Origin of the sequence: Mammaliicoccus sp. D-M19, from assembly GCF_022386695.1 — a bacterium.
GTDB classification, from domain to species: domain Bacteria; phylum Bacillota; class Bacilli; order Staphylococcales; family Staphylococcaceae; genus Mammaliicoccus; species Mammaliicoccus sciuri.
Genome location: NZ_JAJNHW010000014.1, coordinates 1 through 17199 on the forward strand (window position 1 = coordinate 1; position 17199 = coordinate 17199).

Annotated in this window: 15 protein-coding genes and 1 pseudogene; 14 read left to right on the forward strand and 2 right to left on the reverse strand. The window is 30.3% G+C overall.

Translation table 11 applies throughout. The annotated features are described in order from the left end of the window. Positions 1-106: 106 nt before the first annotated feature. Positions 107-439: pseudogene (locus LQ675_RS14760) on the reverse strand (GNAT family N-acetyltransferase); the annotation flags it as partial. Between the two features lie 351 nt (positions 440-790). Continuing rightward, positions 791-2362 (reverse strand): hypothetical protein, encoded by a 1572-nt coding sequence (locus LQ675_RS14765; RefSeq protein WP_239728287.1) that lies wholly within the window; start codon positions 2360-2362, stop codon positions 791-793. A gap of 145 nt (positions 2363-2507) precedes the next feature. Between LQ675_RS14765 and LQ675_RS14770 the strand changes: the two genes are divergently transcribed. The 14 genes from LQ675_RS14770 to LQ675_RS14830 all read left to right on the forward strand — a co-directional run. Continuing rightward, positions 2508-2864, forward strand: a complete 357-nt coding sequence (locus LQ675_RS14770; protein WP_204173559.1) for a hypothetical protein — start codon at positions 2508-2510, stop codon at positions 2862-2864. Positions 2865-2958: 94 nt separating this feature from the next. Beyond that, positions 2959-3210: a hypothetical protein gene (locus LQ675_RS14775; protein ID WP_239728289.1), complete on the forward strand. Its 252-nt coding sequence runs from the start codon at positions 2959-2961 to the stop codon at positions 3208-3210. Positions 3211-3252: 42 nt separating this feature from the next. Further along, on the forward strand, positions 3253-4929 hold the full coding sequence (gene cch1, locus LQ675_RS14780) for a cassette chromosome replicative helicase (RefSeq protein WP_239728309.1): 1677 nt from the start codon (positions 3253-3255) through the stop codon (positions 4927-4929). 272 nt (positions 4930-5201) lie between these two features. Beyond that, a complete protein-coding gene (gene ccrC / locus LQ675_RS14785) occupies positions 5202-6878 on the forward strand; it encodes a cassette chromosome recombinase CcrC (protein WP_239728312.1) in 1677 nt (558 codons plus the stop codon). 253 nt (positions 6879-7131) lie between these two features. After that, the gene (locus LQ675_RS14790; protein WP_239705277.1) at positions 7132-7476 is read left to right on the forward strand and encodes an SAUGI family uracil-DNA glycosylase inhibitor; all 345 of its coding nucleotides are present in this window, start codon (positions 7132-7134) and stop codon (positions 7474-7476) included. A 91-nt stretch (positions 7477-7567) separates the two neighbouring features. Next, positions 7568-7879: a DUF960 family protein gene (locus tag LQ675_RS14795; RefSeq protein WP_239705278.1), complete on the forward strand. Its 312-nt coding sequence runs from the start codon at positions 7568-7570 to the stop codon at positions 7877-7879. 18 nt (positions 7880-7897) lie between these two features. Further along, positions 7898-8404, forward strand: a complete 507-nt coding sequence (locus LQ675_RS14800) for a DUF1643 domain-containing protein (protein ID WP_239728314.1) — start codon at positions 7898-7900, stop codon at positions 8402-8404. 17 nt (positions 8405-8421) lie between these two features. Further along, a complete protein-coding gene (locus tag LQ675_RS14805) occupies positions 8422-8637 on the forward strand; it encodes a hypothetical protein (protein ID WP_239728316.1) in 216 nt (71 codons plus the stop codon). 206 nt (positions 8638-8843) lie between these two features. Beyond that, entirely contained in the window at positions 8844-9716 is an 873-nt protein-coding gene (locus LQ675_RS14810; protein WP_239705282.1) for an HTH domain-containing protein, read from the forward strand. 33 nt (positions 9717-9749) lie between these two features. After that, a complete protein-coding gene (locus tag LQ675_RS14815) occupies positions 9750-10043 on the forward strand; it encodes a hypothetical protein (protein WP_239728319.1) in 294 nt (97 codons plus the stop codon). Positions 10044-10057: 14 nt separating this feature from the next. Further along, a complete protein-coding gene (locus tag LQ675_RS14820) occupies positions 10058-10552 on the forward strand; it encodes a hypothetical protein (protein WP_239705284.1) in 495 nt (164 codons plus the stop codon). 232 nt (positions 10553-10784) lie between these two features. Next, complete coding sequence (locus LQ675_RS15100; RefSeq protein ID WP_374199849.1) at positions 10785-10943, forward strand: peptidoglycan bridge formation glycyltransferase FemA/FemB family protein; 159 nt, start codon at positions 10785-10787, stop codon at positions 10941-10943. Positions 10944-11744: 801 nt separating this feature from the next. Next, positions 11745-13547 carry an acyltransferase family protein gene (locus LQ675_RS14825; RefSeq protein WP_239728321.1) on the forward strand — a complete coding sequence of 601 codons (1803 nt, stop codon included), beginning with the start codon at positions 11745-11747 and terminating at the stop codon, positions 13545-13547. Between the two features lie 1041 nt (positions 13548-14588). Next, positions 14589-17199, forward strand: a 2611-nt coding sequence (locus tag LQ675_RS14830) for a YSIRK-type signal peptide-containing protein (protein ID WP_239732955.1), incomplete at its 3' end; no start/stop codon positions are given.

A 17199-nucleotide genomic window follows, 5' to 3' on the forward strand; every position in this document is an offset into this window, starting at 1 on the left:
CCTCCTTAACAAAAAAACCCCCCCCCCCATAAAGCCACCCCCCCCAAACCGTTCCCCCCAAATAAACCTTGGGGGGCGCACTTCATTAAGGTGGGTTATTTTTATGCTATAAAACATATTCAAATTTCAATAATGACATAATATATGCATCTTTATATTTACTTTTAGTGTAGAATTGCTCTTTGAGTAATCCTTCTGTTTTAAATCCTTGTGAATCATTATATGCACAGCTTTTTCGTTATCTGTATCAATATATATAAATCTTGTGCATGTTTAAAATATCGAATGCATAACTTGTTGCTTTTTCGAATACGAATTTTGCATATCCATTACCACTAAACTCAGGTTTAATAATTATTGGTATTTCACAATTACGATGGATATAATTAATCTCTACTAATTTAACAATACCGACTACTTAATTTTCATCTTCTACAATCATTATAAATATAAATGACGAATAAGTCATCATTCACTGTAATTACTCTATTTTAGCTATTCAATGCACACTAACTCTCATTCTCTCGCTATTCTCTAATACATGAATAGTAACAAAAATAATTAATACTTCTTAAAAAGAGGTTTATTATATGAAATATTCATTGGGAGGTACATATTTAAAGTCTAAGTACGGAGATGTAATAAATAAAAGATAACTAGATTTCAAACCACAAAACCACATAACTTATTAATTATAAATATAGACATACTTTACTATTACAATAAGTCTCATTTTAATAAGTTAATTAATTATTTTTAAGAGGTTTCGTGGTTTACACAAAGTTGATTATTAAAGTTTCTTAATTGTTTTTGTAATTAGAGTACAAACTAGCTTTTCATCTATTTTATTAGTTAGATTATCTAATAATGACTTAAAAGAAGTCATTGAATTAAGTAGGCTATCATCATCATTATTAAAATCATTGTCTAGCTCTTTGGCTTCAAATATGTCTAAGTAATATTTATCTGATACAAAGTTTAATGATGCTACATCACTTTCCATTTGTTGGATGAAGTTGTTGTGATACTTTATCCAATTATTAATTGAGTTTATTATACTGTTTATTAAATCCTCATAATTTATGAAATTATTATATTTAGAAGTGTTGCTAATGATATAAGTTAACCTATCCGTAATATCAAATGTAGTTTGAACGGCATTATAATGTTTTTTTGTGTTTAAAGGAGTAAAAGTTAATCTGAAAATATTATCAATTAGACTTGCAACTTCGTTTTGTTTATTAATATCAACTGTTCCCTCTATTTTTGTCCATATGAAATCAGTTAAGTCATCAGCAAATGCAATTTTTTTATCTATAATGAAGTTGCTCATTAGTATAGGTATATTAATTAAATCTTTCTTAAGTGTTTTATAATCTTCAGCTTTGTGAGATGAAAACTTTCCTAAATCCATCATTTTTATGTATGGGTTTTTGTAAAAAGTAGCTATAGCTGAAATAATTACGAATTCGTGAAAATTAAATGTTCTAGGAGTAAATTTATTATAAATAGTTCCCTTTCCCATAGACTCTTGATTAGAAGAATGAATATTATCTGCTGCAAAGTTTTTAACATCAGCTAATTGGAAGTGCATATCAGCACCGACGATTTCATAAAAGCTTTTATCAATATAATGCATAATATTATTTAAAGCGAAAATAGATTCAGGTTTGTATTTCGATGGATTTATATTTTCTAAATTAGAATTTATTAACTTAATAGGCTCGGGTAATTCCAGTTCCGTTATCTTTTGTATATTACTTTTAATAAGCTCTTCAATAATTTCGTTAATATCATCTTCATTTTTTTCTACATCTTTAACTGTTTGATCTGAAAAGTCAAAATATGCAGGAGTATTAACATCTCCAATAAACCTATAGACTAAATTAATCTTATGGATTCGTTCTTTTTTACTCTCAATATCTTTCATTGAATGCTTATTCATATAATCATATTCAAACATCATTCTAGGAAGAGTTACTATTTCGCTGTCAAAAAATTTATGTTTGAAAAAATCGAGTGTTGATCGTTCGAAATTATTCCAAAGATTCATTTTAGTTTCTTTATTTAAATCAGCTTCTAAAGCATCATAAAGTGAATCTAAAACACGGCGGATTAATAATTTATAAGCAACCTTTGAACTACTGCATCTAATTATTGATTCAATATCTTCGTCATAAATATATATTACAATCCCATTTAAAGTATACTCACTAAAACTCTCACCCTTATTTAATTGCTTTATAGAAATAGTTAAAGATTTATCAATATCCAATGTTTTTAATGATACCCTACAGTAGTCTAATACATATCCTAGAAATATATAATTATTATCGGCAACTTGCTTAATTTTAAACTCCATATCAAACACCTCAAATTTTGTCAATTATTTTGCTCAAAGTAATTCCATTTATTATTTTTTAAATGGAAACTGCCTTTCCTATATGGATATATATTATATCTAACTTAAGTTAATGCTTGAGTATAATTCTTAGGAGGTTTTTATAATGAAAACATATGTAATGAAAGAAGTTTATACCCATGATGAGAAAGTTCATCACATAGAAATTGAAACCATAAAAGGAGAGCAATTTAAGTATACTACACAATTCACAATAACAAGTGATTGTAAAAATTTAATTACTCTTTTGATTGGTCAGGCTTTGATGTTGCCAAGTAAAACTGAATTTTCAATATACGACTTGTTGGATATGGTTGGTGAAGATGTTTATGGCGATATTTACGATGAGGAAGTATATGCTATTAACATTTTACTTGAAATGTATCTTGAAGAACATTTCACGCTATGCCAGTTACAAGAAGGTGAAGCGGAAAATATAATAGTTAAGATTTTTCAAAGGTAATTAATCTAGGAGGCAAAGAAGATGGAAATAAAAACAAATAATTTTTTATCAATTCAAACTGACATAGATCAACGTGCTGAAGAGGTTAGGTAACATGGGCAGAGAATGGTTCTTGAAATGTTTAGAAGAAGCGTTAAGTAAGAGAGCAAATGAAAAATTCACTGTAAAAAAATTGCTAATAGATACAGGTGCAAAGGATCCAACAACAAAGTTAGTAGAAAATGTCGAAAATCGGTTTCGACATTATGTAATGTTGAATGAATCTGTACATTTTGAAATGTTTTACAATAAAAATCAACTTATTTTCGTAAGACTTACGGATTTTTACGGTTTCGATGATATTTAAGTAGTATTTGTAAATAAGATTATGCATGGAGGTAAAGAAGTAATGAAATTTGAAAATGATAATTATTTAATAAATTCAAATGGTTGCTTTAAGAAAATGAAAGGTACCAATGATGGAGAAAGTGAGAAGCTAGTTAAACTAGCTTCTCCAATTTTTATAGTTGCTAAGTATAAAGATCGAGTATATAAAAAGGAACAGCTTATCATACAAGATATAGATGGTGAGGAATACATTTTAGATTCAAGCATATTAAGTTCACGTAATTTGTTTAAATTAATAGAAATGGGATTTACTATTAATGAAAATCGCATTAAAGAATTGAGTAATGCTTTACAGGGGTACAGAGATAGTACGGTGAAAAGTAGTTTTTATAAAGGTGTGGGTGTTTTACCTACAAATAAAGGAACAGTTGTTGTACTTGATGATATCCATTTCAGTCCTTCAATGACTGAGGAAGATATGAATCAAGTGATTTGTGATAATAAATATGATTTATCGCCTAAAGGTAAATTAGATGAATGGCTTACAATGTTTCAGCAGCAAGTGAATGGCAATGTTGTATTAGAACTAATTACCATCTTTGGAGTAAGTTCATTAGTTACAAGATATTTATTCTTGCTAAATGAAATTGAGTTTACAGGAATAATATATTCATTGACAGGACAGTCATCTAGTGGCAAAACAACAGCAGCTATGTTAGCAGCATCAGTAGCAGGTAATCCTAATAAAGGAGATAATACTTTATTTTGTAGTTGGAATGCGACTAAAGTAGGCATTGAAAATATCGTGAGTTCAAACTTTGGGGTTCCAGTGATATTCGATGAATTATCAACTTCAACCATTAGAAATCTAACGAACTTGCTATATTCTGTAAGCGAAGGGCAAGGAAGAGAACGAGCAGATAAAAATGGTAACACAAGGGAAAAATTCAATTCAGGTACTTCAATTATTTCAACGGGCGAATATAGTATTTTTAATAACTCAGCAAAAAATGATGGATTAAGGGTACGTATCATTGAGATTAATGATGCTATAACATCATCATCTTCGAATTCGGATGCTATTAAAAAAGTTGTAAGAAAAAATTATGGTCATGTCTTGCCAATAATATCCGAGTATTTATTAAATAATGAAGAGGAATTGGTCTCTATTTATGAAGAACATAGACAGTGGTTTGAAGTTGAACTAGCAAATGAAGAAAGCAACACAGGAATGCGAATGATAAGTAGGTATGCTGTGATTTTGACTTCAGCAACTATATTTGAACGTGCTTTAGATTTGAAATTGAATAAAGAAGGTATGAAAAAATATCTTTTAGAATATCATAAAAATACAATGTCAGAGCGTTCTTTAACCGAAAAAGCAATGACAGCTATTATTCAATATGTCGCAGTAAATAAAGGCAAGTTTATCAAAGATGGATCATTATCTAATATGATTGAAAACAATGGAACAATATTAGTTCAAAATGATTATGTTGAAGTAAAGATTATACGTTCTATCTTCGAACGTATATTAAAGGATAATGGGTTTGAGGATACAAAAAACGTAATCAAAGCATTGGATAGTGACAATAAATTAGTAACAGATAAAGACAGAAAAACAAATCAAAGAAAAGTGAAAAATAGTAATGATGAATTGGAATCAATAGTCTTTTATCACATAAAAATTGATAGAGCATTTGCTGAAATGTTGGATTTAAATATGTATAATACATGATTATTAATAACAATTTGTCTGTAGAAATAAACAAAGAAAGGCGTTGAATAGTATGAATAATGAACAAGTTGAAGCGTTTATTGAAGTGCTTGTTCCTATAATGGAAGAACGTATTAATAAAGATAAATAATTTAATTACGTACCACAGGATGTAACCTGCAGTACACATATTTTATTTAGTAGAAATGAAACAAATCTACAAATATATATTATTACATTGAAGTTATATACCAAGGTCTATAACGGAAACTAAGTAAAAGGAGAGAAATATTATGAACAGAAAAATAGCATTATACTCACGTGTGAGTACGACAGAACAGTCTGAGCACGGTTATTCTGTGCATGAACAAGAACAAGTCCTCATCAAAGAAGTTGTTAAAAACTATCCAGGTTATGACTATGAAACTTATATTGATTCAGGGATATCAGGAAAGAATATTGAAGATCGTCCTGCCATGAAACAATTATTAAAGGATGTCAAAGACAATAAAGTAGAGATGGTTCTAAGTTGGAAATTGAATCGTATTTCTCGTTCAATGCGTGATGTATTTAATATTATACATGAGTTTAAAGAACATGGTGTAGGTTATAAATCAATTTCGGAAAACATTGATACCTCGAATGCATCTGGTGAAGTTTTAGTTACAATGTTTGGTTTGATAGGTTCTATAGAGAGACAGAGTTTGATATCTAATGTGAAGCTTTCAATGAATGCAAAAGCGCGTAGTGGAGAAGCTATAACCGGAAGAGTTTTGGGATACAAATTGTTACTTAATCCACTGACACAAAAAAATGATTTGGTTATCGATGAAAATGAAGCTAATATTGTTAGAGAAATATTTGATTTGTATTTGAATCACAATAAAGGACTTAAGGCCATAACAACAATTCTGAATCAAAAAGGTTATCGCACGATTAACCAAAAACCTTTCTCTGTGTTTGGGGTTAAATATATTTTGAATAACCCTGTTTATAAAGGGTTTGTCAGATTTAATAACTATCAAAATTGGACAGTTAAACGAAGAAGTGGTAAAAGTGATGAAAAAGATGTAATTTTGGTGAAAGGTAAACACAAAGCAATTATAAGTGAAGAAATATTTGATCAGGTACATGAAAAATTATTATCCAAAAGCTTCAAACCAGGAAGGCCAATTGGTGGAGACTTTTATCTAAGGGGGCTTATTAAGTGTCCCGAGTGTGGTAATAATATGGTATGCAGGCGTACTTATTATAACACGAAAAAATCAAAAGAACGTACTATTAAACGTTATTACATTTGTTCATTATTCAATCGTTCTGGTAGTTCTGCTTGTCATAGTAATGCGATTAATGCGGAAATTGTAGAACATGTTATTAACGTTCACCTTAATCGTATTTTATCTCAGCCTAAAATCATTAAACAAATTGCGACTAATGTTATAGAAGAGCTGAAACGAAAACATAACACTAAAAGTAATGTCATCATTGACATTGAAAGTTTAGAAAAACAAAAAGCTATAATTAGAACACAACAAGAACGTTTATTAGAATTGTTTTTAGATGATCAAATGAATAGTGAAATGTTGAAAGAAAAGCAAAATCAATTGAATCATCGATTTCAAGCTCTTGAAGAACAAATCAAAGCGGCTCAACAATCTAATCCAGAAGAAACAAAAATACCTGACTTTGATAAGTTGAAGAGTCGCTTAACATTGATAATTAGTCGTTTTAGTGTTTATTTAAAAGAAGCAAATCCTGAAGCCAAAAATCAGCTTATGAAGTTGCTGATTGATTCTATTGAAATTACTACAGATAAAAAAGTAAAGCTCGTACGGTATAAAATTGATGAAAGTCTTATCCCCCAATCTTTGAAAAAAGATTGGGGGTGTTTTTTTATGCCAAAAATTCATTTTGTAATTGATGGTACACAGAAATATTCTATTGACCAAATTACCACTTTTACCACTTAAATCTAAGTGATAAAAGTGTAGAATTTGTTATTAATAAATATATGGATAACATTATAAAAAATATTTCTCTTAGCACAATAATAAAAGAGAGGATAATGGGATTTCCTTGTCATACCAAATATTGTTGCTGATTTTTATTGGGAAGTTTTCTGAATATCAGTGGGATTTCTAAGGGAAATAAACGAAAAATCAAACGTATATTATCTATATGATGTGACACATACATCAATCAAACAATTAGGAGGTCATAAAAATGACATTAGAACAACAACTCAAAGGCTATATCACACACTTATTCACCCTACCAAAGGACGAAGAATGGCAATGTGAATCACTAGAAGAAGTGGCGAATGATATCCTGCCAGATGCATATATTAGGTTGGGACCACTCAGTAATAAAATCCTTCAGACTCATACGTATTATTCAGAGGCATTACACAAGCGAAAACTCTATCCATTTATTCTCTACTATGAGAAACAACTTATAGCCGTTGGCTATATCGATGAATACCATGATATGGACTTTTTATATTTTCATAATACCGTAATGCCTTTACTAGACCAACTCTATTTACTACCAAAAGGTGGTGAATCATAATGGCGACATGGATTCGTATTGCAGAAATGAGTATCACAGTCATAACAGGTGTGATCGCAATAATAGAAGAAATTGAGAAGGGTGACGTATAATGGCACGTTTTATCACAAGAGGTATTGACTCAGACTTACCTTACATTATCCAAAAACATATCTGGGAGCTTGTATTATTCAGAGAACATGAACAGGCTAGAGAACATGAGATAATCGACTATTTTCATATCTTTCAATTCAATATGTATAATGAGGAACTATACATTAAGCACAAACAAGAACGACCAGAATATGTCAAAATTCATAAAACGCGTTATAAGCAACCGATTAATATTAGTAAAGTCTATGTTATACGCGAAGATGATGTAGGCTGTTCTTATTATGTCATGTTGTTGCCGGAAGAATATTAAATAAGGAGTGTAAAAAAGGTGCAAAATATTAAAAGTACATTAGAAACAGAAGCGATATTCAGTGATGATAATCAACATCGTTATTTACTAAAGAAGACATGGGATAACACGAAACAATCTATCGCAATCATTACAATGTATCCTAGTTATACAGGGATACTTCAAATAGATTTAACAACTCAATTGATTATAAACAAAATTTCAGAAATGGATGAATATGGCACGATTTATTTTGTGAATTTATATTCCAATATTAATACACCTCGTAATTTAAAGCACTTAAAAAATAGTTTTGATAAGCATACAGAGATTCATCTGATGAAGGCGGTCAAAGAAGCAGATGTTGTTATTCTTGCATGGGGTGCTTATGGTAAAAAGCCAGGTGTAGACAAGAGGGTGAATAATGTATTAGACATGTTGAAACCCTATCAGAAAAAAGTGCAAAAACTCATTAATCCCGCCACAAATGACATCATGCATCCACTCAATCCGAAAGCACGTCAAGAATGGCTTTTGACAACATAATATAGGAGGATATATAAATGACATTATCACATGGGCAAAACGTTAAGCATTTTTTAGATTCACAAACATATGAAGTGATGATAAAAGGGGTTATCGCACATATCGCATCTATTCATGACCATAATACATTGAATGATATTTATCAAATGTATATGGCAGATGATACCCTAACATGTATACTTCATGAGAACATACAAGGCATCATTAAGTCGGTACAACATGAAGCCGATTAATATTGTATCCTTATAAATTAAAGATAGGGATTAGTCGTATTGTGACACTTCGTTTTTCTTCATACTTCATGTTTATATTATATTCCCCCCGATATAACGCCTTTTTAGTACGTTTGTATTTTTTACCATATTTTTGAAAAAGATTCGCGTAATGACATATTTTGTCATACCTGTTTTGTAGAATATAGATTGAAGGAGGTGACGCATTGGATCGTGTTTTTCGTGTGTTGACGATATATAATCGCTTACTACAACACAAAAATGTTAATAAAAAGACACTCACACAAGCATTAGGTTCAAGCCCGAGAACGATACAACGAGATATTGATGATATTCGTAACTTTTTATATGAAGCAAAAAGCTGGGTTGGTGTTCAAAGTGAAATAACGTATGACTATAAATCTGAAAGTTATACATTAAAAAAAGATAAAAGTGAAAGTCAATATTTTATGTATGATATTTTAAATAGTCTTTATCTGACAACACCAAAGATAAGTCGTCACTTCTATCAGTATCTTAAGATGGTGATAATCAAATATCATGGAGACCAACAAGATGGATTATTACAATATTTAAATCATTTTGAAGTTGATGATGAGAAAGAAACGCGTACATCTGTTTCAGTCGCTGTTCAAGCGTTAAATGAAAATCGATATTTAAAGCATCATAAACATTTAATATTACCGATATCACTTCATTACCAAATGTTTTCATTTCATCTCATTTATCAATTCAATCATGAAATTTATATTACAGATATTCATAAAATGGATTTAACATTAGCGAATGAAACGTTTGATTGTCATCAAAAAGAAATGAAGCATGATTATATTACATTTGAAGTATCAAAAGAAGTTTGGTTAAACATACATCGGTATTATCAAATTCATGTGATTGAAAATTATGATGAAGATCATATTATGGTGACATTTAAAATGACAAGGCCTGAGGCTATTCAACTTTGTTTCTTATATCGATCACAAATACGTGTGATTTCACCACGAGATTTAAGGGAACAAGTGATTGATGAATTACTCTTTTTACAATCAACATATCTAAAACAACAGATTCAGCATTAATAACATATTTTAATTACGGAGGGAATCGAAGCAATGGGTAACATAATAAAAACGATAGGAAAAGGTATCGGCAAAGGTATAGGTGCAGCCGCTTATGTTTCAGTTACGACTATTGGTGCAGCCGTTAGTGCAATCTGGGAAACGACAGGTGATAGAGGAATGGTAAGGGATGCTTTAAAAGATTGTTCTAATGAAGAATTAACGGAAATATATGGTATACAAAAAGAAGATGATGGTGATTATACCATGTATCTTGCGGCAAAATCTTTATTAGAAGAAAGAGGCTATATGTATCTTGATGAAACTAATGAATGGATTAAACGGTAAGGGGGTAAAAGGTTATGGACTTTATTTATTATAAGCAAAAAAATTTAGATCATTTTGAAAATCAATTGAAAGAACTAGCTTTAAATAAAAATTATAAATTTAACAAAGAAATTGAAGTGTTAAAAGAAAATGAGATTCTTGAAAAGTCGGGTAATCATGAGCGAGAACTATTAAAAATATTTAAAAACAATGCGCAGATAACAACATACCATTTCAAGAATCATAAAAGTAATTATTTAATTATTATTGGAGAAACAAATACTCCTGGAATTATAGGTTTAACAGTTATATTTGATAAAAAGCCTTTTAAACAAACAGGGAAGCTTGCATTGGCCTCTTTATTAACATTATCTCTTTTATCTGGAGGAGGTATAATAGCAGCTATAGCTGGACTTGGTGTTCTTGGGTCATATGCCAAACGAACTTTCGCAATTAAAGGTCCATTAGGAAAAGAAATATCAGAGATTATAGAAAATAAATTGGGTCAACCTATAGAATTCAAAGACTAGAAAATCAATACAGTTATGTCAATGATAGAAGTTTGAATACGAAAAATAACAGCAATATTAAAATATTAACAGTGTAAGATATATTGTAGGACAGGGATAGATATTAAAAAGTGTCCCTGTCCCATTTATTTCATTAAAAAGGTGCAATAATATTTTTTTTGAACCTTACAGAAAAAGAATTTGATACATTTACAAAAGCATATTTCAAGCCTTACACAAAAAAGTTGTATATATTGTAGGTGTTAAAAATGATAAAAATGAAGTTGTCATAGCTATTTTATTTACAAAAATAAGGGCTATAAAGTTTTTAAAATATTTATATTCACATAGAGGTATGTTAACGAATTATTATGATATAGAATTAGTCAAACTAGATAATTTTCTGTTTTAGACTTAAAAAATTGATTAGATGATATGTTGTTGTCAGCATATAATCATCAAACGAGCCGTATAATAAAAAAGGAAGATGAAATGGATGTAGAAGTAAACACTTTACTTATTGAAAAAAAGAAAGATTCTTAAAATTATTTAAGTTGGCTGAAGAAAAAGTAATTCGTTCAATTAATTGTATAGATTAATTAAAAGGCATATAAAATACAGATGATAGTCAAGCAATATTTAAAATTGCATCTATTAATTTATAAAGCTATTGAGATCTATTAATGTCATAATGAATTATGTTGAAAGGTGAAATCCAATACACAAAATCTATGTTAGCAGACAATCCCAACTATAAAAATACAAAAGACAGCTATTCAAAACCTTAATTAAATAATTGATTAAACGAGATGGTGAAATCATGGATTGAAAGATTATTGTGTTTAGCAATTTAAAAAAAGTTTTTAATAGTAATGTAGAAGAGTATTGAGCAGACTTTATAAAATCTTTTAGGAAAATTTGATAATTTTTTAAATAGGTTAACTCAGTAGAAAAAATCTTTAACATTTTAAACTTAAAATAAGTATATTAATCTAAGTATATTTTTTGAGTTTTATTTGCTAATGGTTTGGTTCTGTAATCTTAATCGTTAGTACAATTACTTTTGTATATTTTTGACTTTAACAATCTGATATCTCTTTCTTGTATGTAAGAGTAATTAACAAGTTTTATCCTTTTATGTATATCTTTGGTAAATCATGATACAATAGTTTTTATTAGAAATTTTTACAATTTATTGAGGAGTCAATGAGAAATGAATGGTCAAACGAAAGAGATTAAGTCACACTCAATTCGTTATTTATATGGTTTAGATGGCTTACGTGCAATTGCTGTTATAGCTATCATCATTTATCACCTTAATCCTAAGTGGTTATCGGGTGGTTTTTTAGGTGTGGATACTTTTTTTATCATTTCTGGCTATTTAATTACGAGCTTATTAATCCATGAATATCAACAGACTGGTACGATTGACCTCTTACATTTTTGGAAAAAACGTATTAAAAGGTTACTGCCAGCAGTCTTATTTTTATTAAGTATTGTACTCATATATACCTTATTATTTGAACCGAGCATTATTAAAAGTGTAAAACAAGATACGTTTGCTGCTTTATTTTATGTATCTAATTGGTGGTATATTTTTCATCATGTTAGTTATTTTGATAGCTTCAAAGTGATGCCACTTAAACATTTATGGAGTCTAGCGATTGAAGAACAATTTTACGTATTTTGGCCAATTTTATTAATGATATTACTACGCATTAAAAAGTTAAAAAGGCATTTTGTTTTAGTTGTATTTATAGCTTCTCTTATTTCATTATTGTTAATGATATTAATTGCTGAACCAAACGTTGATAATTCAAGAGTATATTTCGGAACAGATACTAGATTACAAACACTGTTATTAGGTGTATTACTAGCATACATATGGCCGCCTTTTAGATTGAAACAGCAAATTATAACGCCGTTAAAGATTGGAATTGAAACGATAGGTTGTATTTCTTTAGCGCTACTAATTTACTTTATGTTGACTGTTTCATCCAGTAACAATTGGTTATACTTTGGTGGTATTTATCTTATATCTTTAGGTTCTTTACCTGTTATCGCGAGTGCTGTTCATCCTAGCACGTTATTATCTAAAGTATTAGGTAATCGATTATTGTTATGGATTGGACAGAGATCTTATAGTTTATATTTATGGCATTACCCTGTCATAACATTTATCAATAAACATTTCGTTCAAGGGCAAATCCCTTTTTACATGATATTGATAGAAATCATATTAACGTTACTGTTAGCTGAATGTTCATATCGTTATGTTGAAGTACCTATTAGAATACACGGGCTAGCGTATTTCAAACCTGGAAAAGCTCAATTAAAATCACTTATTGCTAAGAGTAGCATTACTTTAGTATTAATTGGTCTTACGTTAACAATACTTTCAGGATATTTTGATTATTTACAACAAACGCAACATCATCATGCGAAGACGACTTTTAAAGTTTCAAATCACGACCATAAGAATAGTTTGATATTACCTATTCCTAAAATTAATGTTAATAGCGAACAAACCATTAATCATAAAGGGAAGCATCAAGATAAAATGTTATTTATCGGTGATTCCGTCATGGTTGATATCGGGGAAGAAATACATAAAGCATATCCAGATGCGATAATAGATGGTAAAGTCGGTCGTAATTTAAATGATGCTATTCCACTCGTTCAAGAGAAATACAGTACATTTAACAAAGCCAATCAACTAGTTGTACTTGAACTTGGTACGAATGGAGATTTTTCATATGATGATTTGACGAAGCTCATTAAAATGTTCGGTAATGCCCATGTTTACGTCGTTAACACACACGTACCAAGAGATTGGGAACAAAGTGTCAACGAAAAACTTTCGAACGCAGCAGATTCACATAAGAATGTTCAATTAGTCAATTGGTATCAAAAAGCAAAAGACCATTCAGAATACTTCGCATATGATGGTGTGCATTTAGAATATAAAGGCGTACAAGCACTCGTATCCGAAATTAACAAACATATAAAATCATGAGATTTGAATTTGAAAAATTAAACAGGTCGGTTATAATATTAATTGTACCTTGTCAAGTAGACAATTAAATAATAGAAAATGGTCGAATTCATAGCTGTGCTATGGACTCGACTATTTTTATATAATTTGATTAGTTTTATATAAAAGATATATTTGAAAAATCGATTACTACCCACTTTATAAATTATAAAAAAACAATTCTTGTCTCTTTATAGAGTTCACTTTTCATCATTTCTGATCCTATACTTATTGAAATATCATATACTTGGTATTTTTAAATTGGTTAACCCCTTTATCAAATGTGCTAAAAGCAGGTTTGTTAAATGCCAAGCTCTTATTCTTAAAGTATTTGCTACAAAGTTCTTTTATTCATTTAAAAATTCCTCCTTTTTTTAATTTCTTTTGATGTTGAGATGATTATATAAAGATATTTATAAAACATTTATATAATTATTAACTACTACAAAATGTAATATTAACTCTATACTTATCAAGGTATTCTTACCATTATTTATCCCTTAAAATTATTACAACCAATCTCGAATCTATTAAATATAATGTATTTCATAAAATATAGATTGTAGAAAGGAAAAATTCAACGATAAATAAAGAGATTAATTTATTGTATGATTTGTATGAAATTGTTTTTCGAGTATTTTAGATAAAATCTAGTGAAAATAGAAATGAAGGATATTAATATTACCTTAGTTTTTATTGAATAGACATAAATCGGAGTATGTTACTAGTGACTATATCGCCTAAAATATAGAGTAATAAATCTATATTTTTTTTGCTAAATATTTTGTATGTTATTAACAATTTTATAAATCATTATATTTAAAGAATCGCATCTACGTGTAATTTATATACAAAAATAATAATAAATTTTAATTGTACTCAACAACAATTATAAAATCTATATTTTTTTAATATATTTATATATTGAAAATCTAATTTTGATAGATTAATATAAATGTGATAAGGCAAGTTGTAATATTCGTCGTATCATATATTAATATATTTGAAAGGAGACTTGGTTCAATGAAAAAAAGGGGTAGAAAATTAGATTTTATACCTAATAGATTTAATAAGTATTCAATTAGAAAATTCACTGTTGGGACTGCTTCAATTTTAGTTGGGGCAACTTTGATTTTTGGAATAGGAGAAGAAGCAAAGGCGGATGAACAACAAAATAGTTCTGTACAATCACAGTCAGCAGATGATAATGATCAATCTGGCAAATCTTTAGAAGAAGCAAGCACAGAAGAAAAAGCACCAGAAGCTGAGGCAACAGAAGAAGCAACTACAGAAGAAAAAGCACCAGAAGCTGAGGCAACAGAAGAAGCAACTACAGAAGAAAAAGCACCAGAAGCTGAGACACCAGAAGAAGCAACTACAGAAGAAAAAGCACCAGAAACTAAGACACCAGAAGAAGCAACTACAGAAGAAAAAGCACCAGAAGCTGAGACACCAGAAGAAAAAGCACCAGAAGCTGAGACACCAGAAGAAAAAGCACCAGAAGCTGAGACAACACCAAAAGCTGAAGCTACAAACAAAGTAGCATCAGAAGAGCCACAAACTAATTACAATAATAATGATTATTCAATTTCACAAGTTCGTGATGAAGAAACAGCTGTTATATATTATAAAAAAGCTGCCAACGTTTCAGATGAACAAGCTCGTGAAGTAATCAGTAATTTAAATTTAGATATAAAAAATTTAAGTGAACAAGAATTACAATATGAATTAATCAAGGCGTTAGCAAAAGAGCAGAACAATAATAAACCATTAGCAACTGCTTTAAGAGCGGTATCACCAAAAGATGAAGAATCTTTAAATATTGCTTCAAATGAATTAATCAATACATTAGCAGTAACAGATAAATCAAAAGTAATCGAAGCAGATGCGATTAAGAATGGATATATCAAATCTCAAACTGACGCAACTAACGCTAAAAATACTTTGTCAGGAAGAGCTTGGATTGTTGATAAAGGAACGCCTGCAACAATGTCTAATGGACTTACAGCAGTTCCTGAAGGTACGAAAGTATACTTACAATGGATCGATAAAGATGGAGCTGTATCACCAACTTACATGGCTTCAACAACTAATTCATTAGGAAAGTCTGATGGTTCTCAAGTTGGGCCAGGTGCATACGCATTTGACTTAAGAGATGCTTGGATTGACGCAAATGGAAAAGAGCATAAATATAACGCGACTAGTAAGCAACTATATCGCTTATGGATTGAAGACTTTGAAACAGAGAACGGTAATACTGCTACAATGATTCGTCAAGCTGGCGGATTTTATCCTGGAAGATATGTAGACTCTATTACTAATTCTAATTTAGGTCAATTTCCATTAATTGGTTCAAATATGCAACGTACGGGTATATTTATGGGAATTAAGTCAGGTAATGATTACATGACTAATGACAAATCTGAATGGATTCATGATGAACAAGGTCCATTGAGTAGTCCAGCAGTAGATTTAAAAGCAAAAAATTCAGTATCAGGACAAGTTTGGTTTGAAACAGGTGCTGGAGACCATGCTAACTCAGCTACAGGACCAAATAATAATAGTAAAGATCCAGAAGCTGCTGGTTATACAGTTGTTATGTCTTCATTAACTGAAGAAGGTGCCAAACAATACAAAGCTCAAGTTAATAGTTTACCAGAAAAAGAAAGAGCAGCAGCAGCTAAAGCATTATTAGAAGCAAATCCTGACTATATTTCAGCAACTGTTTATGGTGAAACAGATGATAACGGTCGATATACTTTGAGATTCCCAGATGGTACGTTAAATACAAGCTATGTGTATGGTTATGTGATGGATCCAGATGGTAATGTAGTGAATGCATATTCATCTTATACAAGTCCTCAATTTAGAGCACCAAACAGTAACTTATCATGGACACCACAAACAGCACCGGCTCAAAACTTAGTTGCTAATCCAATGTGGTATAACGTTAATTTTGCATTAGTTCCATCTAATGATATTAACTTAGATGTGTTGGAATATAATAATACCGATAAACCTGCAGTTCCAGGTGACGAAGTTCATATCGACTTAATAGGTTCAAATATTTCACCACTACCAACGCGCGTTGAGTGGAGAGATAAGAACGGTAATGTAGTTCAAAAAACTGGCGACATTAATACGTTAGAAGATGGTGAACAACAAGGTACATTTATTGTTCCAGATAGTGCGGTAGATGGAGATATTTACACTGCATATTTAGTCGTAGGCGACAATGATGTATCAGCTGATTCATTTATTGTAAAAGTTCTGGATAACAGACAATATGAACCAACAACAGAAGGTGTAACGAAAGAACATGGTACACCAACAACATCAGAGGATGTAACAGGTGCAGTGACAATCCCAGATTATCCAGCGGATAAAGATCAACCAACAATTACGGTGGATGATGAGACACAATTACCGGATGGTAAAACACCAGGTACAACAGAAGTAGATGTGACAGTAACATATCCAGATGGCACAACAGATCACATTAAAGTACCAGTAACAGTGGGAGAACAAGCAGATAATGATGCTTATGAACCAACAACAGAAGGTGTAACGAAAGAACATGGTACACCAACAACATCAGAGGATGTAACAGGTGCAGTGACAATCCCAGATTATC

What these genes read in the sequence shown, in the direction of transcription:
- LQ675_RS14765 (WP_239728287.1), bottom strand. Translation starts at nt 2,362, where the DNA reads ATGGAGTTTAAAATTAAGCAAGTTGCCGATAATAATTATATATTTCTA.
- LQ675_RS14770 (WP_204173559.1), top strand. Translation starts at nt 2,508, where the DNA reads ATGAAAACATATGTAATGAAAGAAGTTTATACCCATGATGAGAAAGTT.
- LQ675_RS14775 (WP_239728289.1), top strand. Translation starts at nt 2,959, where the DNA reads ATGGGCAGAGAATGGTTCTTGAAATGTTTAGAAGAAGCGTTAAGTAAG.
- cch1 (WP_239728309.1), top strand. Translation starts at nt 3,253, where the DNA reads ATGAAATTTGAAAATGATAATTATTTAATAAATTCAAATGGTTGCTTT.
- ccrC (WP_239728312.1), top strand. Translation starts at nt 5,202, where the DNA reads ATGAACAGAAAAATAGCATTATACTCACGTGTGAGTACGACAGAACAG.
- LQ675_RS14790 (WP_239705277.1), top strand. Translation starts at nt 7,132, where the DNA reads ATGACATTAGAACAACAACTCAAAGGCTATATCACACACTTATTCACC.
- LQ675_RS14795 (WP_239705278.1), top strand. Translation starts at nt 7,568, where the DNA reads ATGGCACGTTTTATCACAAGAGGTATTGACTCAGACTTACCTTACATT.
- LQ675_RS14805 (WP_239728316.1), top strand. Translation starts at nt 8,422, where the DNA reads ATGACATTATCACATGGGCAAAACGTTAAGCATTTTTTAGATTCACAA.
- LQ675_RS14815 (WP_239728319.1), top strand. Translation starts at nt 9,750, where the DNA reads ATGGGTAACATAATAAAAACGATAGGAAAAGGTATCGGCAAAGGTATA.
- LQ675_RS14820 (WP_239705284.1), top strand. Translation starts at nt 10,058, where the DNA reads ATGGACTTTATTTATTATAAGCAAAAAAATTTAGATCATTTTGAAAAT.
- LQ675_RS14825 (WP_239728321.1), top strand. Translation starts at nt 11,745, where the DNA reads ATGAATGGTCAAACGAAAGAGATTAAGTCACACTCAATTCGTTATTTA.